The 23,414-nt window shown below is 68.3% G+C and carries 26 protein-coding genes; 10 read left to right on the plus strand and 16 right to left on the minus strand.

Features of this window, described 5'->3' with window-relative positions; translation table 11 throughout:
- Positions 1-131: 131 nt before the first annotated feature.
- Together AB0395_RS23775 and AB0395_RS23780 are read left to right on the plus strand one after the other, a co-directional pair.
- On the plus strand, positions 132-1,544 hold the full coding sequence (locus AB0395_RS23775; protein WP_366283812.1) for an MFS transporter: 1,413 nt from the start codon (positions 132-134) through the stop codon (positions 1,542-1,544).
- A gap of 397 nt (positions 1,545-1,941) precedes the next feature.
- Positions 1,942-2,955: a glycerophosphodiester phosphodiesterase family protein gene (locus AB0395_RS23780; RefSeq protein WP_366283815.1), complete on the plus strand. Its 1,014-nt coding sequence runs from the start codon at positions 1,942-1,944 to the stop codon at positions 2,953-2,955.
- A gap of 165 nt (positions 2,956-3,120) precedes the next feature.
- On the opposite strand, the gene AB0395_RS23785 is transcribed toward AB0395_RS23780, so the two are convergent.
- Positions 3,121-3,714, minus strand: a complete 594-nt coding sequence (locus tag AB0395_RS23785) for a TetR family transcriptional regulator (RefSeq protein ID WP_366283981.1) — start codon at positions 3,712-3,714, stop codon at positions 3,121-3,123.
- 75 nt (positions 3,715-3,789) lie between these two features.
- Here AB0395_RS23785 and AB0395_RS23790 point away from each other — a divergent pair, with 75 nt between their 5' ends.
- Entirely contained in the window at positions 3,790-4,359 is a 570-nt protein-coding gene (locus AB0395_RS23790; RefSeq protein WP_366283817.1) for a dihydrofolate reductase family protein, read from the plus strand.
- A 97-nt stretch (positions 4,360-4,456) separates the two neighbouring features.
- Here AB0395_RS23790 and AB0395_RS23795 read toward each other — a convergent pair whose 3' ends face one another.
- From AB0395_RS23795 to AB0395_RS23835, 9 genes are all read right to left on the minus strand, one after another.
- The gene (locus tag AB0395_RS23795; RefSeq protein WP_366283984.1) at positions 4,457-5,722 is read right to left on the minus strand and encodes an RNA polymerase sigma factor; all 1,266 of its coding nucleotides are present in this window, start codon (positions 5,720-5,722) and stop codon (positions 4,457-4,459) included.
- Between the two features lie 29 nt (positions 5,723-5,751).
- Positions 5,752-6,126, minus strand: a complete 375-nt coding sequence (locus AB0395_RS23800) for a YciI family protein (protein ID WP_366283819.1) — start codon at positions 6,124-6,126, stop codon at positions 5,752-5,754.
- Between the two features lie 48 nt (positions 6,127-6,174).
- On the minus strand, positions 6,175-6,867 hold the full coding sequence (locus AB0395_RS23805) for a DUF998 domain-containing protein (RefSeq protein WP_366283822.1): 693 nt from the start codon (positions 6,865-6,867) through the stop codon (positions 6,175-6,177).
- A gap of 274 nt (positions 6,868-7,141) precedes the next feature.
- Positions 7,142-8,299 (minus strand): alpha/beta hydrolase, encoded by a 1,158-nt coding sequence (locus AB0395_RS23810; protein WP_366283825.1) that lies wholly within the window; start codon positions 8,297-8,299, stop codon positions 7,142-7,144.
- Between the two features lie 336 nt (positions 8,300-8,635).
- Positions 8,636-9,586, minus strand: a complete 951-nt coding sequence (locus AB0395_RS23815; RefSeq protein ID WP_366283828.1) for a CU044_5270 family protein — start codon at positions 9,584-9,586, stop codon at positions 8,636-8,638.
- On the minus strand, positions 9,586-10,152 hold the full coding sequence (locus tag AB0395_RS23820; RefSeq protein ID WP_366283830.1) for an RNA polymerase sigma factor: 567 nt from the start codon (positions 10,150-10,152) through the stop codon (positions 9,586-9,588). Before AB0395_RS23820 ends, AB0395_RS23815 begins: the two co-directional genes overlap by 1 nt.
- A 166-nt stretch (positions 10,153-10,318) precedes the next feature.
- On the minus strand, positions 10,319-11,095 hold the full coding sequence (locus AB0395_RS23825; RefSeq protein ID WP_366283833.1) for a neutral zinc metallopeptidase: 777 nt from the start codon (positions 11,093-11,095) through the stop codon (positions 10,319-10,321).
- Between the two features lie 312 nt (positions 11,096-11,407).
- Complete coding sequence (locus AB0395_RS23830; RefSeq protein ID WP_366283835.1) at positions 11,408-13,663, minus strand: transglycosylase domain-containing protein; 2,256 nt, start codon at positions 13,661-13,663, stop codon at positions 11,408-11,410.
- Positions 13,664-13,794: 131 nt separating this feature from the next.
- A complete protein-coding gene (locus tag AB0395_RS23835; protein ID WP_366283838.1) occupies positions 13,795-14,325 on the minus strand; it encodes a CGNR zinc finger domain-containing protein in 531 nt (176 codons plus the stop codon).
- Positions 14,326-14,433: 108 nt separating this feature from the next.
- Here AB0395_RS23835 and AB0395_RS23840 point away from each other — a divergent pair, with 108 nt between their 5' ends.
- Both AB0395_RS23840 and AB0395_RS23845 read left to right on the plus strand, forming a co-directional pair.
- Entirely contained in the window at positions 14,434-15,189 is a 756-nt protein-coding gene (locus tag AB0395_RS23840) for a class I SAM-dependent methyltransferase (RefSeq protein ID WP_366283841.1), read from the plus strand.
- 153 nt (positions 15,190-15,342) lie between these two features.
- The gene (locus AB0395_RS23845) at positions 15,343-16,491 is read left to right on the plus strand and encodes a hypothetical protein (RefSeq protein WP_366283844.1); all 1,149 of its coding nucleotides are present in this window, start codon (positions 15,343-15,345) and stop codon (positions 16,489-16,491) included.
- Positions 16,492-16,499: 8 nt separating this feature from the next.
- Here AB0395_RS23845 and AB0395_RS23850 read toward each other — a convergent pair whose 3' ends face one another.
- Entirely contained in the window at positions 16,500-16,625 is a 126-nt protein-coding gene (locus AB0395_RS23850; protein ID WP_366283847.1) for a hypothetical protein, read from the minus strand.
- Complete coding sequence (locus AB0395_RS23855) at positions 16,622-17,053, minus strand: hypothetical protein (protein ID WP_366283849.1); 432 nt, start codon at positions 17,051-17,053, stop codon at positions 16,622-16,624. Before AB0395_RS23855 ends, AB0395_RS23850 begins: the two co-directional genes overlap by 4 nt.
- A gap of 944 nt (positions 17,054-17,997) precedes the next feature.
- Between AB0395_RS23855 and AB0395_RS23860 the strand changes: the two genes are divergently transcribed.
- The 4 genes from AB0395_RS23860 (at position 17,998) to AB0395_RS23875 (ending at position 20,158) form a co-directional block, all read left to right on the plus strand.
- Entirely contained in the window at positions 17,998-18,543 is a 546-nt protein-coding gene (locus tag AB0395_RS23860; RefSeq protein ID WP_366283852.1) for a matrixin family metalloprotease, read from the plus strand.
- Positions 18,540-18,968, plus strand: a complete 429-nt coding sequence (locus tag AB0395_RS23865; protein WP_366283854.1) for a hypothetical protein — start codon at positions 18,540-18,542, stop codon at positions 18,966-18,968. The genes AB0395_RS23860 and AB0395_RS23865 overlap by 4 nt, the downstream gene beginning before the upstream one ends.
- A 330-nt stretch (positions 18,969-19,298) precedes the next feature.
- On the plus strand, positions 19,299-19,592 hold the full coding sequence (locus AB0395_RS23870; RefSeq protein WP_366283856.1) for a hypothetical protein: 294 nt from the start codon (positions 19,299-19,301) through the stop codon (positions 19,590-19,592).
- Positions 19,593-19,633: 41 nt separating this feature from the next.
- Positions 19,634-20,158, plus strand: a complete 525-nt coding sequence (locus AB0395_RS23875) for an NUDIX domain-containing protein (protein WP_366283858.1) — start codon at positions 19,634-19,636, stop codon at positions 20,156-20,158.
- Positions 20,159-20,404: 246 nt separating this feature from the next.
- On the opposite strand, the gene AB0395_RS23880 is transcribed toward AB0395_RS23875, so the two are convergent.
- A complete protein-coding gene (locus tag AB0395_RS23880; protein ID WP_366283860.1) occupies positions 20,405-21,067 on the minus strand; it encodes a hypothetical protein in 663 nt (220 codons plus the stop codon).
- A 63-nt stretch (positions 21,068-21,130) separates the two neighbouring features.
- Between AB0395_RS23880 and AB0395_RS23885 the strand changes: the two genes are divergently transcribed.
- Positions 21,131-21,856, plus strand: coding sequence for a MerR family transcriptional regulator (locus tag AB0395_RS23885; protein WP_366283862.1), 726 nt, complete (start codon positions 21,131-21,133; stop codon positions 21,854-21,856).
- Between the two features lie 107 nt (positions 21,857-21,963).
- Here the strand turns inward: AB0395_RS23885 and AB0395_RS23890 are convergent, their stop codons facing one another.
- The 3 genes from AB0395_RS23890 to AB0395_RS23900 form a co-directional block, all read right to left on the minus strand.
- On the minus strand, positions 21,964-22,434 hold the full coding sequence (locus AB0395_RS23890) for a hypothetical protein (RefSeq protein WP_366283864.1): 471 nt from the start codon (positions 22,432-22,434) through the stop codon (positions 21,964-21,966).
- Positions 22,435-22,600: 166 nt separating this feature from the next.
- Positions 22,601-22,975 carry a type II toxin-antitoxin system death-on-curing family toxin gene (locus tag AB0395_RS23895; RefSeq protein WP_366283867.1) on the minus strand — a complete coding sequence of 125 codons (375 nt, stop codon included), beginning with the start codon at positions 22,973-22,975 and terminating at the stop codon, positions 22,601-22,603.
- Positions 22,972-23,175 (minus strand): hypothetical protein, encoded by a 204-nt coding sequence (locus AB0395_RS23900; protein WP_086577476.1) that lies wholly within the window; start codon positions 23,173-23,175, stop codon positions 22,972-22,974. Before AB0395_RS23900 ends, AB0395_RS23895 begins: the two co-directional genes overlap by 4 nt.
- Between the last annotated feature and the right edge of the window lie 239 nt (positions 23,176-23,414).

The raw sequence follows: 23,414 nt of genomic DNA on the forward strand, positions 1-23,414 counted from the left end.
CACCGGGCACAGGCTTCCTTCCGTACCCCCTCACCCCCTTCCGACGTTCCCGCCCAGACGGGCGTACTTCCTCTTGGACGTGCCGGTTCAGGACTCTCTGCCGCGCTCCGCCCAGGAAAGGACCTTCCGACATGACGACCCTCGACCACGTACGGCCCGCACCGGCCCCGGTGCGGATGACAGGACGGCAGCGGCTGCTCCTGGTGCTCCTGCTCGGCGCGCAGTTCACGCTGGCCGTCGACTTCTCCATCCTGGGCGTCGCCCTGCCCGTGATCGGCGGGGGTCTGGGGTTCTCCCTGGCGCACCTGCAGTGGATCGTCACCGCGTTCGCCCTGTCCGCCGCCGGGTTCACCCTGCTGTTCGGCCGTGTCGCCGACCTGTTCGGGCGCCGCCGCCTGTTCCTCGCGGGCATGGCGCTCCTGGGCCTTTCCTCGCTGGCCGGTGGCCTGGCCACCTCGCCCTCCGTGCTGCTCGCGGCCCGCGTGGCCCAGGGGCTCGCCACCGCGGCGGTCACCCCGGCGGGGCTGGCCCTGTTGACCACGTCCTTCCCCGAGGGACCGCTGCGGGCCAGGGCACTGGGGCTCAACGGCGCCCTGATGTCGGCCGGGTTCACCTCCGGCGCCATTCTCGGCGGCCTCCTGACCGACCTGCTGAGCTGGCGCTGGGCCTTCTTCGTCAACGTCCCGGTCGCGCTGGCCGTACTGGTCGCGGCCCCCTTCCTGATCGCGGAGTCGCGTCCGGCGCGGCGGGCCAGGCTGGACGCGCCCGGCGCCGTCACCGTGACCGTCGGCCTGCTCGCCCTGGTCTACGGCCTGACCGCCGCGGGAGAACGCGGCTGGACCTCCCCCGTGGCTCTCGGCTCACTGGCCCTCGGCGCGGTCATGCTCGTGGCGTTCTGGTTCGTCGAAACCCGCGCGGCGGCTCCCCTGGTGCCGGTGCGGATCCTCAGGCGCCCGACGGTCGTCTGGGGCAACCTGGCCGGGCTGATCGCCTTCCTCACCGAGACCTCGCTGGTGTTTCTCATGACCCTCTACCTGCAGAAGGTGCTGGGCTACTCCGCGCTGGCCACCGGCCTGGCCTTCGGGGTCCTTGGCGCGGGCACCGTCGTCGGCGGCGTCGCCGGTGCCCGCGTCGTCGGCCGTCTCGGCACCCGCGTCTCACTGGTGACGGGCTTCGCGATCCAGGCCACGGCCACCCTCGCCCTGGTCGCCCTCGGCGACGACCGCGGCTGGCTCCCCCTGCTCCTGGTCGCCACCTTCGTCGGCGGCGTCGGCAACATGGTCGCCATCGTCGCCTTCATGATCACGGCTACCGGGGGCCTGCCTGACGAGGAGCAGGGCCTGGCCACCGGCCTGGCGACCATGACACAGCAGGTCGGCATCACCATGGGCATCCCCGTCATGAGCGCCGTCGTCACCGCCAGGATGGCCGGTCAGGGCGTGACCGTCCTGGACGCGGTCGCGACCGCGACGGCCGCGAACGCCGCCGTCGTTTTGGCGGGCGCCGTACTCGCCGCCCTCCTCCTGCCCCGCGGGCGGGCGTGACCGGTCCTACCAGCACGGACATGGCGGCTCTGATCACGGGATCCAGATACGCCTCAGGATGCCGCCCAGCAGGCGCCGGTGAGGCCGTCGGTGCAGTCGGCGGGCGTCGAAGCCGGAAACACCTTCGTCATCGCCACGAACACCCTTCCCGCCGCGATCGCATCGTGCGCGAAGATTTTTCCTCCGGTTTCCGCCGCCCGGTCTGCCCGTTCGCCGCCTGAGGCGCACGAGAGATTCCAAGCGTCTCCAACCATTCGCCCCGCGCTCGGCCGCAGGACGCCCGCCCGCCGCCCCGGCCTCCGATGGTGTCGGGTAGGCGCACACGAGCGGAGGAAGGGGACTGACGCGTATGAGGATGAGGCGCACGGTCGCGGCCGCCCTGGTCTGTGGAGCGGTGATGACATCGCTCACCGGAACGGCGTGGGCGGACGACGCCCGCGGCGGGCACCGCCGTACCTTCGACCTCCAGGCCCACCGCGGCGGCCTCGGCCTGGTGGTTGAGAGCTCGCTCCTCGGTTTCGCCAACGCGCTGGAGATCGGGGTCAGCACCCTGGAGCTCGACGTCCAGATCACCGAGGACGGCGCGGCCGTCGTCACCCACGATCGGCGGATCAGCGACAGGAAGTGCCGCGACACCGCGCCCGCCTTCCCCGGCGACCCCGAGTTCCCCTACGTCGGCAAGTACGTCAACACCCTGACGCTGGCCCAGATCAGGACCATGGACTGCGGCTCGCTGACACTGCCGGAGTTCCCCGGTCAGCACCCGTCGCCCGGCGCGCCGATGGCCACGCTGCGCGAGGTCTTCGACCTCGTCAAGAGCTACCGGGCGAACGACGTCACGCTCAACGTCGAGACCAAGGTCGAGGCGGGAGCCCCACAGGAGACGGCGCCGCGTGAGCAGTTCGTCCAGGTCACGCTGGCGGAGATCAGGCGGGCGCGGATGTGGCGGCAGGTCACGATCCAGAGCTTCGACTGGGGTTCCCTGATGCGGGTGCGGCAGCTCGAGCCCCGGCTGCCGATCGTGGCGCTGACCAACAGGGATTTCCTGCAGACCGGACAACCCGGGGCCTCGCCCTGGCTCGGCGGGATCGACATCGACGACTTCGGCGGCGACCCGCTCAGGGCGATCGACTCCTTCGGCGCGGACGCGTTCTCACCGGTGCACGGCTTCCCTCAGGACGGCAAGGTGACCGACCCGGGCTACCAGCCGTACGTGACCAGGGAGATGACCGACCAGGCCCACGCCCTCGGCATCAAGGTGATCCCGTGGACCGTGGACGATGAGCCGACCATCGACAAGTTGATCGACGACGGCGTCGACGGCCTGATCACCGACTACCCCGACCGGCTGCGGCGGATCATGGGGGAACGGGGGTTCAGGCTGCCCAGGCAGTACCACGGGCGGCGCTGAGCTCCGCTCGGGCACCCACGATCCCAGGCGGCGCCGGGTGCCCCGACGCTCCTCGCGCCCGCCCCATACACGGCGATCGTCGTCCCGTCGTTCAACGGAGCACGGGGGACGGCGGTCGTCGCCACGGCGCGCACGCCGTCGCGAACGCCCCCTGCCCGCGCCCGCTCACCCCGCGCCCGATCGGTCCGATTCCGGGATGAGGCGCTCGACCGCGCGCTCGACCAGGTCACGCAGCTGCTCCTGGGTGAACACCTCGGGCAGCGTGAGCTGCTCCACGATCAGCCAGTTCATGGCCAGGTAGAGGAGCATGACCGCCGTGGCGTCGCCCGGCAGCCCAGAGCGCAGGTGGTAGTCGACGTTGGCGTCGATGTCCGCCCTGATCCTCGGGGTGAGCACGGCGCGCAGCCCGGGCCTGCGGGTCGCCTCGAGACGCAGTTCGAGCAGGGCGAGATAGCCGGTGCGGTAGGTGCTGATCCGGTCGACCAGCTCGTGCATGAGCTGGGTCACCCGTTCACGGTCGCGAGGACCCTCCAGGCTCCTGGCCAGGGTCGCGGCGTCCGGCTCCAAGCGCTCATAGATGCGCGCGCCCGCCTGGGTGAGCAGGTCGTCCCGGTTGGCGAAATAGTTGGACGCCGTACCGCCCGGCACCTCCGCCTGGGCGTCGACGGCGCGGAAGGTCAGGCCCCGCGCCCCTTCACGGGCCAGCACGTCGATGGCGGCGTCGAGCAGCGCGGCCCGCCTCGCCTGGTTCTGTCGCATCTCGGTTGACACCACTCCGATTGTAGTACTACGTTTCAGGCCACTACAAACAGAGTACTGCAAACGGAGTGACTTATGCGAAAGCTCGTCTACTACGTCGCCGTCAGCATCGACGGTTACATCGCGGGTCCCGGCGGCGAGTTCGACTTCTACCCCGAGTCGGACGACATGGCGGCATGGATGACCGCTGAGTATCCGGAGACCCTCCCGACCCACGTCCGCGCGCGGATCGGCCTCGACGCGCCGAACAGGAGCTTCGACACGGTGCTGATGGGCCGCGGCACCTATCAGCCCGCGCTCGACGTCGGCGTCACCAGCCCGTACGGGCACCTGAGGCAGTATGTCGTCTCGACCACGATCCCCGAGATCCCCGACCCCGAGGTCGAACTGGTCACCGGCGACCCCGCCGGGCTGGTGCGCGCGCTGAAGCAGGAGGACGGCGCGGACATCTGGCTGTGCGGAGGCGGGAAGCTCGCGGGCGCCCTGCTCCCGGAGATCGACGAGCTGATCGTCAAGAGCTACCCCGTGGTCGCGGGTTCCGGCGTCTCCGCCTTCACCGGAGCGTTCGGCCCCACGCTCTTCATCCCGGCCAGGACCCGCTCCTTCGGCAACGGCGCCACCGTCACCTGGTACCGCAGGGCGTAGCCCGGACAACGCGCGGCACGGCGCCCGTCACCGTTACGCCCGCCCGGGCGGCTCCGTGGATCCGGTCAAAGCGTCGCAGCCGCCCCTCCCGGGAAGGTCACGCACCCGCCTCGCGGATGGCGGCCACGCGGGCGAGGAAGACGGTCCGCTCGCGCTCGTTGCGGGTGAGCGCGGCGGCGCGCTCGAACTCCTCGCGCGCCTCGTCGAGGCGCCCCAGCTTCTCCAGCAGATCCCCCCGTACGGCGGGCAGCTGCGGATAGTCCCTGAGCGCGCGCTCCGCGACGAGCCCGTCCACGATCTCCAGGCCGCGTGCCGGGCTGTGGGCCATGCCGACCGCGACCGCGCGGTTCAGCTCCACGACGGGGGAAGGGGCGACGTGGGCCAGCACCCGGTAGAGGGCGGCCATCCGCTCCCAGTCGGTGTCCCCTGCGGACGGCGCGCGGGCGTGGCAGGCGGCGATCGCGGCCTGCAGGCCGTACGGACCGAGCGTGCCGAGGGCCTCGGCGCGTCCGAGCGCCTCCAGGCCGCGGCGGATGAGCAGCCGGTCCCACAGCCCTCGGTCCTGGTCGAGGAGGAGGACGGGCTCGCCTCCCGGGGCCGTCCTCGCGCCGATGCGGGAGGCCTGGATCTCCATCAGGGCGACGAGGCCGTGCACCTCGGGCTCCTCCGGCATGAGGGCCGCCGTGATCCGGCCGAGGCGCAGTGCCTCCTCGCAGAGCGACGGGCGCATCCAGTCACCGCCCGCGGTCGCCGAGTACCCCTCGTTGAAGATGAGATAGACCACCTCGAGGACGGACGAGAGCCGCTCGGCCAGCTCGGCCGGCCCGGGCATCTCGATCCGGATCTGTTTGTCGGCGAGAGTGCGCTTGGCCCGGAAGATCCGCTGACCGACAGTCGGCTCGGGCACGAGGAAGGCCCGCGCGATCTCCTCCGTGGTCAGGCCGCCGAGCAGGCGGAGGGTCAGCGCCAGGCGCCCTTCCGTGGACAGCACGGGGTGGCAGGCCGTGAAGAGCAGGCGCAGCACGTCGTCGCCGATGTGGTTGTCGAGGGCGTCGTCCAGCTCCGCCTCCGCCGACGCCTGGCGGATCTCCATGTCCCTGCCGACCTCTTCGAGCTTGCGCTCGTACCGGGTCCTGCGGCGCAGCAGGTCGATCGCCCGGTGCTTGGCGGTGAGCATGAGCCATGCGCCGGGATTGTCCGGCACCCCTGACGTCGGCCACTGCTCCAGCGCGGCGACCAGGGCGTCCTGTGCCAGCTCCTCCGCGAGGCCGACGTCGTGCACCATCCTGGCGAGCCCCGCGATCACCCGGGCGGACTCGATCCGCCAGACCGCCTCGACCACACGATGAGGATCGGCAACCATCATGACCACCGATCCAACCATCTCACCTCTTATGCGGGGGCGGCGAAGTCCTCGGGACCGAAGACGCGCAGGACGTCGGCCTCACCCTCCCAGCCCTCCCAGAGATCGCGGTGGAGCCTCAGGAAGCGGGAGGTCCATTCGACGGCCTCCTCCTTCGACCTGACCTGGTAGAGGGCATAGCTGATCAGCTCCTTCGTCTCGGCGAACGGACCGTCCGTGACGCTCAGCCTGCCGCCGGTGAGCTCGACCCGCGCCCCCTGGGCGCTCGGCGCCAGGCCCGCGGTGTCGAGCAGGGCACCCGCCCTGGTCGCCTCCTCCCCGAGCTTGGCGATGGCCTCCATCAGCTCGGCGGGCGGCGGGGTCGCGGGCTGGTCGGTGACCCTGAGGATGATCATGTATCGCATCGCGTTTCTCCCTCGATCTGGTTTCCTGAACGGTGTGCTCTGACGGGTCTAGACGTGCTCGGGCGTGACGTGCCGGTAGAGGTGGAGCGAGAGGGCCGAGAGCCAGGCCCAGACGATCACGACTCCGGTGACGAAGCCAAGGTTGGCCCAGGCGGCGCCCGCCCCGGTGGCGACGGCGACGAAGCCCGCGAGGAACAGCGTGCCGGTGAGCCGGGAGTAGACGGCCCATCCCGTACGGCCCGCGACCGCGAACCGGCGGCCGATGACGAAGCAGGCCGCGATCACGCAGAGAAAGCCGACGGCACCGCAGGCGAAGTGGAGCATCCCGTGCCAGGTGACCTCCCCCGGGCCCTGCGGCGTCCCTGCGGGAAAGCCCATCGCCGGGTCCGCCCTGAAGATCCCCGCCCCGACCAGGGACAGCCCGTACCCGCCGACGAGCCGGGGCGCCCAGGCCGCGCCGTACCCCGTGCCGAGTGCCCGGCGCAGGCCGGTCGCGCAGACGACGACCATCAGCCCGGCGAGCACGAAGTTGGCGATCTGGATCCAGCCGAGGCCTCCGTTGGCGAGCAGGCTCCACGCGTGGCGGGAGAGGTCGAACCCCTCCCGGGTCAGTGCCTGGGCGAGGGAGACCATGACGTACAGCGGTCCGGCGATGACGCCGTAGCCCAGGAGCGACCTGGTGACGCCGGTCCGCGGGTCACAGGTCGCCGGGTTCGCGATCCTCGTCATCTGCTGGGTCATGGCCTTCTCCTCGCGGGTCCGGGGCCGGTTCTCGGATTCCTCCCGGCCCTCTGACCACGCTTCGAACGGGACCACACCGATTCGACAGATCACCCCAATCTTTTTTCAAGATTTTTCAGGACGCGCGTCCTCCCAGCTCAGAGCGGGGTCACGGCGGACGCCGAGCCCGAAGGCCTGACCGGGTCCCGGACTCGGCGCCCGCCGGGCGCGCCGCGGGGCCGCACGGGTGGCTCGGCCGAGGCCGCGCAACCCGGCGGCCGGGGTCACCGCGGGGTCACTTCCAGAACCTGACCTCCGGGTAGCGGGGGGAGGACCGCTCCAGCAGGGGCTGGGGGCGTCCACGGAGGGCGCGGTCGAGGAAGGCGCCGACGTACTTTCGGGTGATCTCCACCGCACGGGTACCGGAGAACGTGCCCGCGGTACCGCTCAGTTGCTCGAGGAGCAGCTGGTGGTCGGTGAAGGAACCGTGGTTCGCGCCGTCGACGCTGAGCCAGCGCTTCCACCCGGTCATGTGCCGCCAGTCGCGCTCCCAGGTGGGGTCCTCCCCTCCCGGACGGCTATTCTCCGCGCCAAGCAGGAGGAACGGCCGGGAGAGCCCGCTGTCGGGGATCGGCATCCAGAAGGTGCCGTCCATGTTGACCCCCGCGTCGACCCGGGGATCGTTGAGCATGGTCCAGGTGGCGCTGTTGCCGCCGATGGAGTGACCCGCCATCGCGATCCTGGACGAGTCGATCAGGTCGGCGTGCTCCCAGGCCGGACGCGATCCGGTCAGCCGGTCGAGCACGAAGGAGACGTCCGTCGCCCTGATCCTGGTCGACTTCTCCCCGAAGCCGGGCTTGCCCTCGGACCCGCAGGGGACGCAGGTGGCGGTGTGCCCGTCGGGGAAGGTCGTACCGGCCACCTCATGGGTGTGGTCGATGCCCGCCACGACATAGCCCCTGCTCGCCAGGTCCTCGGCCAGGGCCGTCAGCGAGCTTCGGGGCAGCCCGAACCCCGACGACAGCACGACGAGGGGAAGACCGCGCCTGCGCCCGACCGGCGGAGCGTCGGCGACCGCGTTGGTCCGCGTCCTGCTCAGCAGGTCCGGAGGCAGGTCGCCAAGATCCTGCCCCTTCAGCAGCAGCGCCGATTCCTCAGGAGTCATGTACGGCGCCCGCCGCCCCTGGGACGTGCGTGACGGGTACCACAGCGAGACCATGAGCTCACGTGACGTCTCCTCGGCCACCCAGGGGTCCGGGCGGGAGCCGTCGACCAGGTGCAGGGGCGTCATGCCCACCGGATGCGGACCGGTCGGCCGGGGCAGGAACAGGTTCGGGATGGGCGGGGCAGGGGTCGGAGTCGGCGGAGCGGAGGCGTCGGCCGTGGCGGGGACGGCGAACGCGAGCAGCATGACAGCGGCGGCCAGAGCGCCGCGAAGGACGGATTTCTGCATACGAAGGATCCTGGTGACGTACGGCCACGAGCACATCGTCTGAAAGACGATCGGGAACTGCGACTTCCGTCACCGAGATGCGACGACAGTCGCAGCGGACAGCGGCGGGACGTCCTCCGCGGGAATGACGGCGACCCGGGTCTCAACAGCGGCAGGCACCCGGCCCGGCTCTCGACAGCGGCAGGCACCCGGCCCGGCTCTCGACAGCGGCAGGCGGCCGGCAGGGGTCTCAATGGCGGCACGGCCAATGGGTGAGGCCGCTGCCCACCCCCGCGGGCAGCGGTCTCACCCATGTCCCATCACGTCTCGGACGCGATCACGAAGGTCTCACCGGAGTCAGCCCTGGTCGTCCGCGGCCGCCTGGGACACGACGGCGCTGCTGCTCAGGAGGGTCCCGGCCTTGCCGCGGGAGGAGCTGGCGATCAGGTAGTCACGCGTCCCGAGATAGGCGAGGGAGTCCTTGTCGAAGACCCACTCGACGCGCTCCCCGTCACTGTCGAACGCCACGGCCATCCCCTTGCGGTCCATCGCATCCTCCGAGGAGGCGATCACATGCACGCCGGGAATGAGCGCCGTCGCCCGGTAGAACGCGGCACGGGTCGTCGGCGGCACGATCACCTCGCTCATCAGGCCCTGGACCAGACTGAACGCGCGCGCGGGACTCCGGTCGCCCTGCCGGGTGTAGATCCACTCCAGCAGCGCGGCGGGATCGGTCGGCAGCGCGGCCATCTGCTCATAGGTCAGGCCGTCCCCGGCCAAGGTCAGAGGTATGTCACGCCCGCTCTCCCGGATGAGCCCCTGCTCCGACGAGTCCTGGGGAATCCACGTCTGCCGTTTGTGCAGGGCGATCAGCTCAACGGGCCCGTCGAAGGTCCGCTGTTCCATCGGCCGTGTACTCGTCACCATGCTCTCGGTGTAGGTGTACTGGTCCGGGCGGATGGCGACGGCCGGTTCGCGCGCGGCGGCGTCGGCGATCCGCTCCAGCGTCGCGGCGACGTCATCGGTGGTCGCGTCCTGCACCTTGATGATCGGCGCCGGGACATACGCGATCTTCTCTATGGGGGTGCTGGGGTCGCTGCTCCCGCCAAGCACCTGGAAGGCCACGAGCAGCCCGAGCGTTCCCGCGGCCGCCGGAGCCAGTAGCGAGATCAGGCGGATCCGCGGCCGGGTGCGGGAGCGGCCGATCTCCCGCTCGAAGTGGCTCTTCAGCTGGCGGTGCCGCATCGGCGACAGTTCGGGATCGCCCGCCGGAAGCATGCGAGCGAGATCCTCGATCTCGGTGTCCATCAGTTTTCCCCCTGCATCGTCTTCTGCATCGTCGTCTTGGTGAGTTCACGCAGCCGGGTCCTCGCCCGCGACAGCCGGGAACGCACGGTGCCCACCGGAATCCCAAGCGCCTCGGCCGTGCCCGCGTAGTCCAGCCCCGCCCAGACACACAGCGTGATGATCTCCCTGTCGGTGCTGCTCAGCTGGGCCAGCGCCGTATGGGCGGCCTCGACCCGCTGGGCGTCCTCGAACCGGCCGACCAGTTCATCGGCGAAGTCGGGCACCGGGTCGCCGGGAGGTATCCGAGACAGCGCGGCTCTGTGCCGCCGGGTGGCGCGCGTCTTGTTGCGCAGCACGTTGGTTGCGATACCGAAAAGCCACGGGACCACGCTGTCCCCCTCCGGCTCCAGGCGTCCGCGCAACCGCCAGGCCTCCAGGAAGGTCAGGGAAACCACGTCTTCCGCCGCCGCCCAGTCCCCCGTGGTCCGGGCGGCATAACGGTAGATCGCCTGTGCGTGTTCGTCGAACAGCTCGCTGAAAGCGGCTGGGTCACCGGCTCGGAGCCGGGCACGCGTTTTTCGTTCCACACCCGCTACCTGTCCGCCGCCGCCGGCGGGTTCCTGTGATCTGCGTCACCGGTCACGAAGAGGCGAGGACACGGGAGCAGGCCAAGCTTCGTCGATGCGCGATCCCGGATCCGGCGATCCATGGAACCGCCGGTCAGAGGTCATGCAGGCCGCTGCCCATGGTAGGTCAGGACACCTGGGGCGCCCGAGCCGTCCAGGTGTTGCACGCCGCCGGTGACGTGGCGCGGAAACCTTTGTCGAGCCAGGCCGCGATGTTACGGCCCTTCCCGTGGTCGCGGACCTTGGAGTGCTCGTCACCGCTGTCGCGCGTGATGTCCAGCAGTTCCTCCCAGTCCGCTTCCGTACGGTCCAGGGAGTTCCAGACGCTGCCGGTGAAAACACCTCCCAGGCACTCGGCCTGCAGTTCGTTGCGGCGGATCTGCTCGTTCAGCTCGCTCTTGCCCTTGTACGGGTGGTACTCGAACGCACGGCCCATCCCGGTGATGTTCTGAATGTGGTGCCCGTATTCGTGGGCGGCCACCTGAAAGAGATAGAGATCCGAGGGATCGCTGAGCGTGTCGTCGTCCAGGATGACGAGGAAGCGCTGCTCAGCGTCGCAGTAGGTCCCCGCGGTCTCCTTCCCCCACGGCTGCCCGCAGAACCGTTTCGGCTTGGTGATGAATCCAATTTCGGCCTTGGTGAACGGCAGACCGGCCCGCTTGAAATAAGTGCCCCATGAGGCGTTGAGACAGTTCATCACCGAGGTCAGGTACCGCTTCGCGGAAGGGACGTCGTTCGGTTTGATGCGCCGCTCCGGGCACTCGCTCGGTTTGAGTTTGCCGCTGCGGTACAGCTTGTTCTGGGTCAGGACGGAGTCGTTGATGGGATGAAAGGCGGCGTTAGCCGTACCTGATAGTAAGAGTGAGAAAAGCGTGCAACCTACAAGAATAGGAGTGAAACGCATGATGGGCATCATAGAAGCCATACGGCCTTTGATGCCGACAATTTATCCGCAACGGCGCCGCGTAGACCCGTGGCCTCTGCCCTGAGAACGCCGCGCCGTGGAACGCGCCCTCGCGGCTCCGGGCGCCGACGACCACGGGGTGCTGCTTGATCAGGCGATCAAGCAGCACAAACGGTTCCGGGTGCCGACCACGACGACGTGGCAGGCCCACCGGCTCTTGTGTCTTCGCGATGGCCGTCGGGGCACCGCGTGATGACCATCGCGTCGCCGTACCGGCAGCGATCGTCCCCGCAGACGCCTCCCGGCGCCGTGTCAGTGGTCGTTCTGGCCGAGAGCGTCGTCCTGAGGGCCGGGGTCGTTTCCGTCGGTGCCGTTGGCGTCGTTGGTGCCGTTGGCGTCGTTGGTGCCGTTGGCGTCGTTGGTGCCGTTGGCGTCGGCGTTCCGGTCGGGGCCGCCGTCATTCGACGGAGGCGGCGCGGGCTGGCAGGCCTGGCCGCAGCCACCGAACCGTGCCATGTTCATCGGGGTGAACAACGTCGGGTCGACGTTCTTCAGCGCCGCGAGCATCGTGTCCTTCCAGATGGGCCCCGGGATGCTGGCACCGGCCACCACACCGTAATAGCGGCCGCCGATGGTGACGCCGGTCAGCTTGTGGTTCTGCGAGCCGCGCGGGTCACCGATGCTGACCGCGCCGGCCAGGTCCGGGGTGAATCCGGCGAACCAGGCGGTGGCGTAGCTGTCGGTGGTGCCGGTCTTGCCCGCCGCGTCACGGCTGATGCCGCCGACGGCCCGCATGGTGCCCTTGGTGAACACCCCGGACAGGACGTTGGCCGCCGCGTCGGCGACCTCGGGGTCGAGCGCCTGACGGCATTTGGGCTTGTAGGTGGTGGCCTTGCCGTCGCGGTCGGTGATCTGGGCGATCGCCGTCGGCGCGCAGTACTTGCCGCGGGCGGCGATCGCGGCGTAGGCGTTGGCCACGGTCACCGGGTCCATCTCGTTGATGCCGAGCGTGAACGTCTCGTACTCCTGGAGCTTGTTCCCGTCGGAGCGGTGGATGCCCAGCGACTTGGCGGTCTTGACCGTGTCGCAGAGCCCGACCTGCTGCTCCAGCGTCATGAAGAACGTGTTCACCGAACCCCACGTGCCCGTCTGTAGAGTCCGCCAGCCGGGAGAGCCCTCGTCGTTGGTGACGGTGTGGTTCGGGTCACCGATGTTCTCGTTCTTGCAGTTCTTGAACGTCGAGTAGCCCGGCGCGCGGTAACCCGCGCCGACGGTGAAACCGTCGTTGACCTTCATGCCCTTACTCAGGGCGGTGAGCAGGGTGAAGGTCTTGAAGGTGGACCCGGCCTGGAAGCCGATGCCGCCGCCGTGCGCGGCGTCCGCGATGAGGTTGTAGGCCATCTCGTGCTTGGCCGCATTCTGGCCGTACGGCCGACTGGCCGCCATGGCCCTGATCGCCCCGGTGCCCGGCTGGACCAGCGCCTCGGAGGCCACCGGGTTGTCGGAGGAGTGGACCCACTTGCTGATCGCCTTGTCCGCCGCCGCCTGCATGGCCGGGTCGATCGTGGTCCTGACCGTCAGGCCGCCGCGGTTGAGGAGCTTGAGACGATCCGCGGCCGTCTTCCCGAAGTCAGGATTTTTCAGGATGTCGTTGCGAACGTAGATGCAGAAGTACGGATACTTGCTGGACTCACAGCCGCCGGGCAGCTTCGTGCCCTTGTACCCAAGCCCGGTGGCCTTCGCCTTCGCCGCCTCATCCGGAGTGATCTTGCCCAGCTCGGCCATCCGGTCCAGCACGACGTTGCGCCGGTTCAGCAGCCGCTCACGCTGCTTCCTGCCCAGGTTGGGGTCGGTGGCGTTGGGGTTCTGTACGGCGCCCGCCAGCGTCGCCGCCTGCGGCAAGGTGAGCGCGTCCGCCGTGACGCCGAAGAATCGCTTGGCCGCCGCCTCGACACCGTAGGCGCCCGCGCCGAAGTAGGCGATGTTGAGATACTTGCCGAGGATCTCGTCCTTTGGGTACTTCTTCTCCACCGCCATCGCGTAGCGCAGCTCCTTGAGCTTGCGCGCGTAGCTGGCCTCCAGCGCCTTGTTCCGCTCGGCGTCGGTATCAGCGGAGTTGAGCAGCACCTGCTTGACGTACTGCTGGGTGATGCTGGAGCCGCCCTGGGCCACCCCGCCGGCCTGCAGGTTCCTGGCGAACGCCCGGATGGTGCCCTCGACGTCGATCGGACCGTGCTCGTAGAAGCGGTAGTCCTCGATCGAGACGATGGCCGTCTTCATGATCGGGGCGATCTGGTCGAGCCCGACGACCTCGCGGTACTGCTCGTAGAACCGCGCGATCTCGTTGCCCTTGACGTCTTGCACGACCGTGACCTCCGCCGGAGGCGGCTCGACCAGGTCCTCGGGTGCGAGGTTCACCTCGTTGGTCGCCGATATGAGACCGAAGCCCGCGCCTCCCACGGCCGGTAGCGCGAGCCCCGCGACCAGAGCGCCCGCTGCCACTCCCGTGGCAGCGAGAAGCGCGACCTTCGACACGACTCCCGACTGCGCCTCACCCCGTTTTGGCATAGGCCAAGACTATGGCGTCCCAAAGCACCCCTGTCGCACGACGCGTTCGTCTCGGTCAGCTCACCCTCTTCAACCACCGCGACCACGGAGGCGTCGACGGCACCATACGAGGACCTGTGACGCGACCCTCACTAGGGGTTTCCCCTGGCGCGGAAGGCCGCGGTCTTGACGCGGTTCTGGCATGCGGTACTGCAGAATCGGCGGGTGCCGTTGCGGGAAACGTCCACGTAAACCCGGTCACAGTGCGGCGCCGTACACACGCCGAGCCGGTCGTGGAACTCGCTCCCCAGCACGATCGCCAGCCCGGTGGCGCAGCTCGCCGCCCAGTCACCGGCCACGGCGCCACCGGGGCCGTGGAAGTGCAGATGCCACGGCTCTCCGTCGTGCCGTTGGAGCAGCGGCCGCGCGCGGGTCTCCTCGAGAAGCCTGTTGACCCGCAGAGCCGCCGCGTCGACGTCTCCTGTCGCGACGGCGTCGAAGACCGCACGCAGCCGCGCCGCGATCCCGGCGAACTCAGTGGCCTCGCTCTCGGTGACCTCCTGGTGGCCCGGATAGCCGGCCCGCAGACCCTCGGTGGCGGCGGCGGTGAGGTCGCGCGGCGGCGGGAAGGGGCGGCCTCGCCTCTCCCCGGGGGTCAGCTCGTTGACCAAGCCGACCGCCACTCGGACGATCATATCGGCGTGACTGTTGAAATCCACTTGACCAGTTACATCCTCACGCTCTAGCTTGTGACTATCAAAAGCTTAAACGACAGTCACAAGGAGGTCATCATGCTTACCCACGATGCCGCACTCACGTGGATCGCACGCTGGGACCGCCAGCAGGAGGGCTATCTGCCCGACCGCGAAGAGCGCTTCACCGCGTTGATCGACGCCGTCGAAGCGATGGGCCGCCCCGATCCGTTGATCATCGACCTCGGCTGCGGACCGGGCTCGTTGTCCGCCCGCCTTCTGGAGCGGCTCCCCGGGGCGACGGTGGTCTCGGCCGACGCGGACCCACTGCTGCTCGGCCTCGGCCAGGCCGCCTACCCTCACCTCACGTTCGTCTCCCTTGACCTGCGCACCCCCGGATGGACCGGCTCCCTGGGCCTGGACAGGCCCGCCGACGTCGCGGTGAGCACCACCGCGTTGCACTGGATCTCCGGACCGGATCTCCCGAAGATGTACGCGGAACTGGCGACCGTGCTGCGTCCAGGCGGGCTCCTCCTCAACGGAGACCACCTGGAGACCCACGACACCACCCCGGTCATCGCCCACCTCGAGCGCGCCGTGCAGAAGCGGGAGACCGAGCGCAGATTCGCCGGCCACCGCCCCGAGGACTGGCGGCAGTGGTGGGAAGCGGTCGCCGCCGACCCCGCCTTCGCCGAACTCCACACCGCACGCACCACCGCGGGCGCCGACCACCACGGCTCGGAGTCCCCCCTGCTCTCCACGCACGTCGACGCCCTCCTCGACGCCGGATTCACCGAGGTCGGCTGTCTGTGGCAGCGCGGCGACAACCGCCTCCTCTGCGCCGTCCGCGCCTGACCCGGGGATCAAGCCGTCCGCGCCTGACCCGGGAATCAAAGGGACGGCGCCACCACGCCCGCGGTAATCTCCTCCGCCTACTGTTCACCTTCGGAGGCGCAACCGGAGACCGGCGAACACCGTCTCCCTAGTGTGGACGGATATCGCATCCTCTTGCCCCTCATGCTGGCGGTCGGCATCAGCCTCGCGCCAGCCCCTTCGACCGCGGCCGATTCGGCGCCCGGCTGGCAGGTGAGCCTGCGCGGCGGGGCCGACTCGTCCGTCGGCGACCTCGCCGCCACCGGGACCGCCGACGCATGGGCCGCGGGCACGCGCAGAACCAGGACGCTCGATCCGAGGAACGGCTCGTACTTCACGGCTCCCCTGATCAGGCACTGGGACGGGAGCAGGTGGACGACGACCGCGAACCCCGCCGGTCCCCCGGGGTTCCCGCTCCGCGAGATCTCACTGATCGACGCCTCCTCCCCGGCCAACGTGTGGACCGCGGGAACGGCCGTCGCCCAGGGAACGGGTGACGTCTCAGCCGCCACCCGGTCGGTGCTGTCGCGCTGGGACGGCACCCGGTGGCGGCTCATGGGCTCTGGCCGTACCACGATCGCCGACCTCGACGTTCTCGACGCGACGCACACCTGGATCCTGGGCCGTGACGACCGAACCGGAAGAGGGTTCTTCAAGCGCTTCGAGAGCGGCCGCTGGACGAGCCTGCCCGCCCCGGCCTCTCTGAAGGGGATCAGCGTACGGTCGCCGGGCGACATCTGGGGCTTCGGGCCCTCGTCGGTCATGCGCTGGAACGGCCGGGCCTGGAGCAGGGTACGACTGCCCGAGATAGCCGTGCCCGCCGCCCCCGCCCCGGCGTACGGGCCCGTGAAGCTCCGACTCGACGCGCTGGTCACCTCGGGGGCGAAGGACGTCTGGGTCGCCGCGGGGTTCCAGCAGGGCGACTGGTCCCAGCCGGGAGCCGTCCTGCTGCACTGGGACGGCGCGAAATGGCATCAGATTCACCTGCCCGGCGACGTCCTCAGAGACCTCTCCTCCGACGGCCGGGGCGGCGTGCTCGCGGCTTCGTACCGGCAGTCGATCACCGCGACGCCTGACGGGCAGGACCCCTACGCCTACACCACCCTGTCCGTCGACTCCCTGCGCTACACCGGCGGGAAGCTGACCCGCCAGACCGTCACCCCCGCCTCGAGCGGCTTCGAGTGGTCGGACATCGTCGCCATTCCGGGTACCGGCTCGGCGCTGGCCGCGGGCTTCAACTGGCGAGTTCCCCAGGGCCATGTCGTCTTCCGCTACGGCGGCTAGCGCGTCATTCAGGCCAGGCGGCACGGCGTCCCCGCGGGAATCGCCACCATGATGACCGTCGTGCCGATGCTCGTCCAGAGCGTGGCCTCCGGCTGGATCGAGGCACGCCCCTGCCCCGGCCTGACCACAGTCACCGGGGGGAGCCGAAGGTGTTGATCTGCACCCCCTGGCCCTGCACCGCCTGCTGGGCCTGGCCGAACGCCTGGGCGTTGACCTGCACCGCGCCGGAGGCGGCCACGGGCACCTTCTGGCCGAGAAAGTCCAGCGCTGCCCGCAGCTGCGCCTCCCGCTCCGGTTCCTCCTCCAGAAGATCAGCGAACCGGGTCCGCCACGCCGCCTCCTGCGCGGCCCTGACCTGCTCCACCTGATCGGCGGTGGCCGAGGTCACCTCTTGGCGACTGCGCTCCAGCCGGATCTCCTGCCGGGCCTCCTGCTCGGAGTCCCCTCGGCCCAGCAGCTTGCCAAAACGCGTCTTCACCTCGGTCCACGCGTCGGTGGTCATCGCCGTCACCAGGCCCGTGCCTGCGGCACCCGCCAGTGCCGTCAACGCCTCGTTCAGCATCCGCCCTCGTCTCTCTGTTTCCGCTGCCCCGACATTTCCGGCCGTTACCTTTCGATTACCTCACCGAACATCGAAACGAGGCGAGCTTCCAGCAAAAAACACCAACCGAACATTATTCTTTTCTATTTCAGTGGGGAATCGCCCTGGCCGCAGAGGCCGTCACGGCGCGGAAACGAGTCCACGAGACGTGCGAGACGGTGTAGCGACTCGCTGCCACATGGCGGGCAGTCGGCGCATGCGTGACGTGGCCGCGACTGGCCGGAGAGCCGTAGCACGGTCGACGACCCACCCGACGACGCACGGCGGGACACCGAAGGCGGCCCGCCTCCACCCCTATGAACTCTGTAATGAAACGCCTCGCCGAAAATGACTCCACCCCAAGATCGGCATCGGGCGTGCCGAATGACCCTGAGCCAGGACTGCACCATCTCCGCAGGTCTACGTCTCACCGGAGGTCAGACTCACAGGACAGGCGACGCTCGTGCCGCCAACGCCGCGGCAGCCGTTCCCGCCTCAGAGACATAGCCGGCGACAGCGCTTTTGCATCCGGTCGAAAAGCTCCCACATCATTGGCCACTTCGGCGCGAACTCGTGACTGGAAGGTCGCCGGGGGATGTTGGGCCGTGTCGAGCGCTCGTTGGCGGTTGTTCGACACTGGCGTGGTCACTGCCGGGTGACCGCACCCCCGTTCGCGAGCGGCGAGCGGACCGTGGCCGAATGCGAACAAACGATTCCAGGTGTCGCAATAATTTATTTCGGATATTTTCGGGGCTGCAATAGCCGGCAATCATGGTCGACTCCCAACACTTTTCCACTCCCTCCATCCGTTCCGATCCCCCAGTGGCGATGAAGCAGTTTGGCCATCGACAAGGACAAAGAAACGCCCATTTATGATCACTTACATGTCAAGTGTTGCTAATTGACGTTAGCATTAACAAGATCTCATGATCTTGCTTATGCATCGATCTTCAATCCGATGGCGACTGACGCAGATAATCGCTGCGTTAGGCATAGCCGCAGGAGTCATTGCGGGATTTCCCGCGTCCGCCAGCGCCGTCCACTATCTTCTCGGTTCCGATGCCGTAGGCAGCGGACCCGAGATCGACTGGGTGGACAACACCAAGTATGACACCGCCCGATCGTACGCGCAGAACCTCTGGGTTCCGCTGAACTGTGTCAACATCACCCCTGACACACTGTTCACGATCGCCGATCTGTACTGGGAGGATTACTCGGCCAACGACGGCTACCTTGCGTATTATGACCTGGGTGATTCGATTTACATGAATGAGTTGGGTCTTGACGCCAGCTCGGTGACAAGGCAAAAGAACGTCGCGGCCCATGAGTTCGGTCATGCTCTCGGGCTCGGCCACAGCGTCAGCGGGCAACTTATGTGGTCGAACGTTCAGAGCTACACCTCTCTCAAGGGCATCGACTCACAGGACAGTTACGACTACAAACACCTGTGGTGCGGAGGGCCGTTAAGATGAAGATCCAGACATCTGTGATTACCTCTGCCCTTCTGGGTTGTGCGGTTAGAAGTCTGTCGATGGCTCCTATCACCGGCAGCGTCGCCAGCACTCCCGAGTTCAGCGTCGCCCGAGGACACGCCGCCCTCGCCTTCGATGCCACCGATGACAGAAAGGTGGCCGGCTGGGCCGACGACGTATTCATCGGAAAGGTGGTCGCCAAGCAGGAGCAAACTACGGCTCCGCGGACGAAGTTCCCTCTGACACTGTGGTCCGTCGAGGTCGTCGAGAACTTCAAGGGCGACCTCTCCGGAACCGTCACGGTCAGTCAATACGGTGGCTATGACGCCAAGACCAACACTCTCCGACTCATGGAGGAAGACACTCTCCTGGAGCCCGGACAGCAATACGTTTTTGCCACTAACGCCAACAAAGAGAAGGGCTGACATCACCTGCTGTCGCAGTACGGTGACGTAAAGATTCCGGAAGGCGCCCTTGCGCGCTCCGATGACATTCGCAACCGGTGGAAGGACGCCGTCGCGAAGCAACTATCACGCGACGAGGTTCCGAAGAACGGCTAATGACCTGACGCGATTCGGTCTGTGAAACATTTGGGTGCGACCTCCGGTCACTGACCACAGAGGTCGTGCCCAGATTTTTGCATTCAATTCTCCGCCGTAGGGCTCACGCCCGGCTTCATTACACGACGCCACGCCTGTCACCAGCGAAAACTCGCGCACCATCCCCCTGGACGTGAACGGCGGCTCGGTGATCTCATGGCGGCACAGGCCTACGCCGAGGAGGCACTCAAGTCCGCCGGCACCTGCCATCTGCGCGGCCAGACACACCGGCTCGCCCCCCTCGCCCTCGCCCTTGTCCTGGCCGAGCGTCGCGAACTGGATCAGGCCGTCACCACCGCCGAGACCATGTTGGAGCACGCGCAGGGCATGGAGTCCGAGCGCATCGCCGAGCGGGTCGCCACGGTGGCCGACGCGCTGCGGCCCTACGACGCCCGTGCGGTCCGAGGGTTTCTGAGGCAGGTACGCCAGCAGGCACGTGTGCCCTTGTAGCGTGGGGCCGAGATCAGGCAACCACACTGGGAGTACGCCGCATGCGCTGGCAGGTCAACTCCGAAGAGCCTCTCTACACCGACCCGTGGCTCGACGTCCGGGTGGCGGATGTGGAACTGCCCGACGGCAGGCATCTGGATCACCGGCTGATTCGCACCGCGCCCGGAGCCGGAGCCGTGGTCACCGATGAGCGGCGCCGGGTGCTGCTGATCTGGCGGCATCGCTTCATCACCGACTCCTGGGGATGGGAGATTCCCATCGGGAAGATCGAGGATGGGGAGGAGTCGGCGGCCGCCGCGGCGCGCGAGGTCGAGGAGGAGACCGGCTGGCGACCAGGGCCACTGCGCCCGCTGGTGAAGGTCCAGCCGACCAACGGCATCTCCGACTCCGTCCACCACGTCTTCCACGCCGACAGCGCCACCTACATCGGCCCGCCCACCGAGGATTGGGAGGCCGAGCGCGTCGAGTGGGTACCGCTGGGCGACATCCCCCGACTGGTCGGCAAGGGCGACATCGTGAGCGGCACCAGCATGGCCGCGCTGCTGTATGCCCTCACCGAGCTATAGGAACCGGCTGTAGTCCGGATAACAGGACGGCTCGCGCCCAGGAGTTGAGCGCGAGCCGTACAACGGAGTGCTGTGAAGTTACTCTTCGGTCGGAACCAGGCCCGTCTGGCAGGCGCCCCATCCCGACGGGTCACCTAGCTTGACGTTGGTGCCGCCGACGCCGCAGTAGCCGATAGCGCAGCGACGCCTTCGGTGCCTCGCTCAGAGCCGCACAGGCAGCAGGGCGTACGGGTTCACAGGTGCCGGTCACCGGCCGCGCAGATACCGCCAGCCCAGCACCCCGTACCAGAGCATGATCGGCAGATGGAGGACGTACCCGAGCTGTTCCAGCGCCGCCGTCGGCCCACCGGTTCCGGTCGTCCACGGAAGCGCGACCGCGGCCAGGCCGGAGATCGCGGCGACCGCCCCGGCGATGCGGAGCCCGGCGGGCATCGGGATACCGGCTGCCGCGGCGGCGGTGGCGGCGACCCACAGCAGCCCGGCCAGGTTAACCGCCCACTTGGCGGTGAGCAGCACCGCCCAAGCCACGGAGGCGGCCGCCGGGGCGGCGGGGTCGGCGGCCAACTGGGTCAGCGCCAGGTTCCCGGCGTCATGAAGAAGGCCCGCCAGCCCGGCGGCGGCCAGCAGTCCGCCGGACAGCGTCACCAGGTGCGGTCTGGGTGCCTCGGCGGAGCCGGCGGACATCACGAGCCCGACCGCGGTCAGTGCCAGCCAGCCCAGCACGTCGAGGGCCAGCTCGGTCAGGTGCAGCTCGAACTGCTCGCCTACCGCGGCCAGCGCGGCGGCGGGGTCGGCTGAATTCAGGGTCAACCCCGATGGCACCACGATGGCCGCACCGGTAATCATGGCCAGCAACGAGGTCAGCAACAGGACACCGGCAAGTCGGGGCCGAGGATTCGAATCGGTCATGGACGGTGACGGTAGGACCTTGCCGCAGCGACAAGGTCAACATGTCGGGGAGAAGAGGCCACCGTGTGGCGGATCGGGCAACTGGCGCGCATGGTCGGCGTATCCGAACGCACCCTCCGCCATTACGACAAGATCGGACTGCTGACTCCCGCCGCGGTGAACCACACCACCGGTTACCGCTGGTACGGCGTGGCCGAACTGTCACGGTTGGAACGCATCCGCGGATTGCAGCGCCTCGGCCTGCCGCTACGCCAGATCGCCGATCTGCTGGACGCTCCCGAGGAACACCTGCGACAGGCCCTGGCCGAGATCGTGACGGACATCAAGCGTGACATCGCCGCTCTGGCCGCCACCGCGGCCCACGCCGAGGACCACCTCGCCACGCCGATGTCGATCCTGCCCCAGCAGACCACGATGGGCCCGCGCCGCCTGCGCGTCCGCCGTTTGCACCTCGATCATCCGTCCGAGCTGGCCGCCGTGTGCCCGGCACCGCCGGCGACCCTGCTGACCTGGCTGCGCGGGCAGCCGACCGGCGGATTCACCGCGGCGGTGACCACCGATCGCGTCGGCGAGCGGCTCACCCTGCCCGCTCGCGCCGTCGTGCGAGCCGTCGTTCCGCCCTCCACGGATGTGGTCCGCGCCGGGCGGGAGTTGTTCGGTTGGTTGCACCGCCATCGCCTGGCCGTCACCGGCCCCACCGTGGAAGAACACCTCGTCGACGCCGACGGAGCCGACGCCGTCGTCCTTGAAGTATCCGTACACCCCCAACGACACACCCCCTTGGCCTGATCGCTCCTCACACGCCTCCCACCCCCTGACCGCGTCGCCGGCACCGAACCGGATGTCCCATTCGTCATCCGAAGGCGGGACCGTGACTCGGTCACCGCGCTTTGGGCTCACGCTGAAACCTCTACCGGCCCATAGTCGCCGCTCGTGGCCTTGCGGGCCTGGGCGTAGTGGGCGGGGTCGGCCTTGATCCGAGCGGTCGCCCGCCAGCCCGCGATGACTTCCTGTGTGGTGAGGTCGACATCCAGTTCCGCGGCGTCAGAGAGCGCCTCTACCAGTTCGAGGGTGAAGGCGCGCAGTTCGTCAGAGGTGAGGTGGCGCACCCAGGGGAAGACCTCGGGCATGGCGATGACCAGCGCGCGGGCGGTCGGATCGTGCTTGATGAGGGCAAGGAACAGCCGGGATGCCGTAGCCAGTGTCTGCCCGCGCTGATCCTCACGATCAGCGGCGGTCAGGTAGAAGTCCGGGGCATCACGGTGAGTGACGCGTACTCGTCCGAGGCGTGCGGCGCGTTCGGCGACGGCTCGGGGGTTTCTCGACAGGTCCGAGAAGGTGACGGCGTCGGCGTTGCTGGTACTCACGCTGCCATCGTAAGTCAGAACACATTCTGAAGTTGGCGAACCGGGGAAGGAGCGTCACACGATCACCTGTCTGCAAGCGGGCCAAACCGAGCTGCCAAACGACTCTCAGCGCGAAGAACAGCCATGAATCGTGCAGCAGCCCTTAGAAGGTCACCCTTGTCAATCTTCACTCACGAAGTTTGCGGAGTCGCTGCGCCAGGTCGGGGATGTCTTTCAGCTCACCCATTGCTACGGCGATGACGAGCTTTTCGGCTTCGTCCACGTCCCGGTACTCCAGGATCTCCCCGTTGTCCTCCAGAAAGGCGACGGACGCCGCCCAAGCGAGCCGCTTGTTACCGTCCACCAGCGGGTGCCCGATCAGAATGCTCTGCATCAGAGCCGCCGCCTTCTCCCACAGGTCCGGATAGGCGTCATCGCCGAAGACGATGGCCTGCAGGCGCAGCACCGCTGCGTGCAGTTGGCCACCATCGCGGAGAAGGACCTCCGGCAGCACCACCTCAGCCAAGGCAAGAAGGTCCGAGGTGGTCGGATAGAGCATCATCGAGCGAGCCGCTCAAGCAACTCCCGGTCCCGCTCAGCGATCTTCCGGCCCATCGCCTGGTAGCGTTCCCGCCTCCGTCGGGCGATGTATTCCTCGATGGCCACCACCATCGCCGAGTTAACGCTCTGCGCGTCACCGCCGGCGATCTGCTTGATCTGCTCGTACGTCTCATCCGGCAGCCGAAGCCGTGTCTCAGCCATACGACCGACGGTACCATTTTTTGGTACCACTTCTCGGTGACATGAGGGTCTTCAAGCCCTGGTTCTGCGAACCGGTCTTGCTTCAAGAGGAGTACCCATGGTGCAGCGCAGCGGACGGGGCCCGCTTTAGGCAGTAACTCATATCCCCCACGGGAGGACGAGCCAAGCACCTGGCGGCTGTGATCAGTGTCGCCCTGTCATGAGATGATCATCTGGTTCGGTCCGTACGAGCTCTCGTC

Origin of the sequence: Streptosporangium sp. NPDC051023 (assembly GCF_040689595.1) — a bacterium.
In the GTDB taxonomy this organism is placed as follows: Bacteria; Actinomycetota; Actinomycetes; order Streptosporangiales; family Streptosporangiaceae; genus Streptosporangium.

Bases quoted from the DNA above. Each gene is read 5' to 3' on its own strand.
- AB0395_RS23840 (WP_366283841.1), top strand. From the start codon at position 14,434: ATGCTTACCCACGATGCCGCACTCACGTGGATCGCACGCTGGGACCGC.
- AB0395_RS23775 (WP_366283812.1), top strand. From the start codon at position 132: ATGACGACCCTCGACCACGTACGGCCCGCACCGGCCCCGGTGCGGATG.
- AB0395_RS23830 (WP_366283835.1), bottom strand. From the start codon at position 13,663: ATGCCAAAACGGGGTGAGGCGCAGTCGGGAGTCGTGTCGAAGGTCGCG.
- AB0395_RS23785 (WP_366283981.1), bottom strand. From the start codon at position 3,714: ATGCGACAGAACCAGGCGAGGCGGGCCGCGCTGCTCGACGCCGCCATC.
- AB0395_RS23825 (WP_366283833.1), bottom strand. From the start codon at position 11,095: ATGCGTTTCACTCCTATTCTTGTAGGTTGCACGCTTTTCTCACTCTTA.
- AB0395_RS23895 (WP_366283867.1), bottom strand. From the start codon at position 22,975: ATGATGCTCTATCCGACCACCTCGGACCTTCTTGCCTTGGCTGAGGTG.
- AB0395_RS23865 (WP_366283854.1), top strand. From the start codon at position 18,540: ATGAAGATCCAGACATCTGTGATTACCTCTGCCCTTCTGGGTTGTGCG.
- AB0395_RS23860 (WP_366283852.1), top strand. From the start codon at position 17,998: ATGATCTTGCTTATGCATCGATCTTCAATCCGATGGCGACTGACGCAG.
- AB0395_RS23875 (WP_366283858.1), top strand. From the start codon at position 19,634: ATGCGCTGGCAGGTCAACTCCGAAGAGCCTCTCTACACCGACCCGTGG.
- AB0395_RS23815 (WP_366283828.1), bottom strand. From the start codon at position 9,586: ATGGACACCGAGATCGAGGATCTCGCTCGCATGCTTCCGGCGGGCGAT.
- AB0395_RS23795 (WP_366283984.1), bottom strand. From the start codon at position 5,722: ATGGTTGCCGATCCTCATCGTGTGGTCGAGGCGGTCTGGCGGATCGAG.
- AB0395_RS23900 (WP_086577476.1), bottom strand. From the start codon at position 23,175: ATGGCTGAGACACGGCTTCGGCTGCCGGATGAGACGTACGAGCAGATC.
- AB0395_RS23855 (WP_366283849.1), bottom strand. From the start codon at position 17,053: ATGCTGAACGAGGCGTTGACGGCACTGGCGGGTGCCGCAGGCACGGGC.
- AB0395_RS23880 (WP_366283860.1), bottom strand. From the start codon at position 21,067: ATGACCGATTCGAATCCTCGGCCCCGACTTGCCGGTGTCCTGTTGCTG.
- AB0395_RS23870 (WP_366283856.1), top strand. From the start codon at position 19,299: ATGGCGGCACAGGCCTACGCCGAGGAGGCACTCAAGTCCGCCGGCACC.
- AB0395_RS23780 (WP_366283815.1), top strand. From the start codon at position 1,942: ATGACATCGCTCACCGGAACGGCGTGGGCGGACGACGCCCGCGGCGGG.
- AB0395_RS23790 (WP_366283817.1), top strand. From the start codon at position 3,790: ATGCGAAAGCTCGTCTACTACGTCGCCGTCAGCATCGACGGTTACATC.
- AB0395_RS23800 (WP_366283819.1), bottom strand. From the start codon at position 6,126: ATGCGATACATGATCATCCTCAGGGTCACCGACCAGCCCGCGACCCCG.
- AB0395_RS23805 (WP_366283822.1), bottom strand. From the start codon at position 6,867: ATGACCCAGCAGATGACGAGGATCGCGAACCCGGCGACCTGTGACCCG.
- AB0395_RS23810 (WP_366283825.1), bottom strand. From the start codon at position 8,299: ATGCAGAAATCCGTCCTTCGCGGCGCTCTGGCCGCCGCTGTCATGCTG.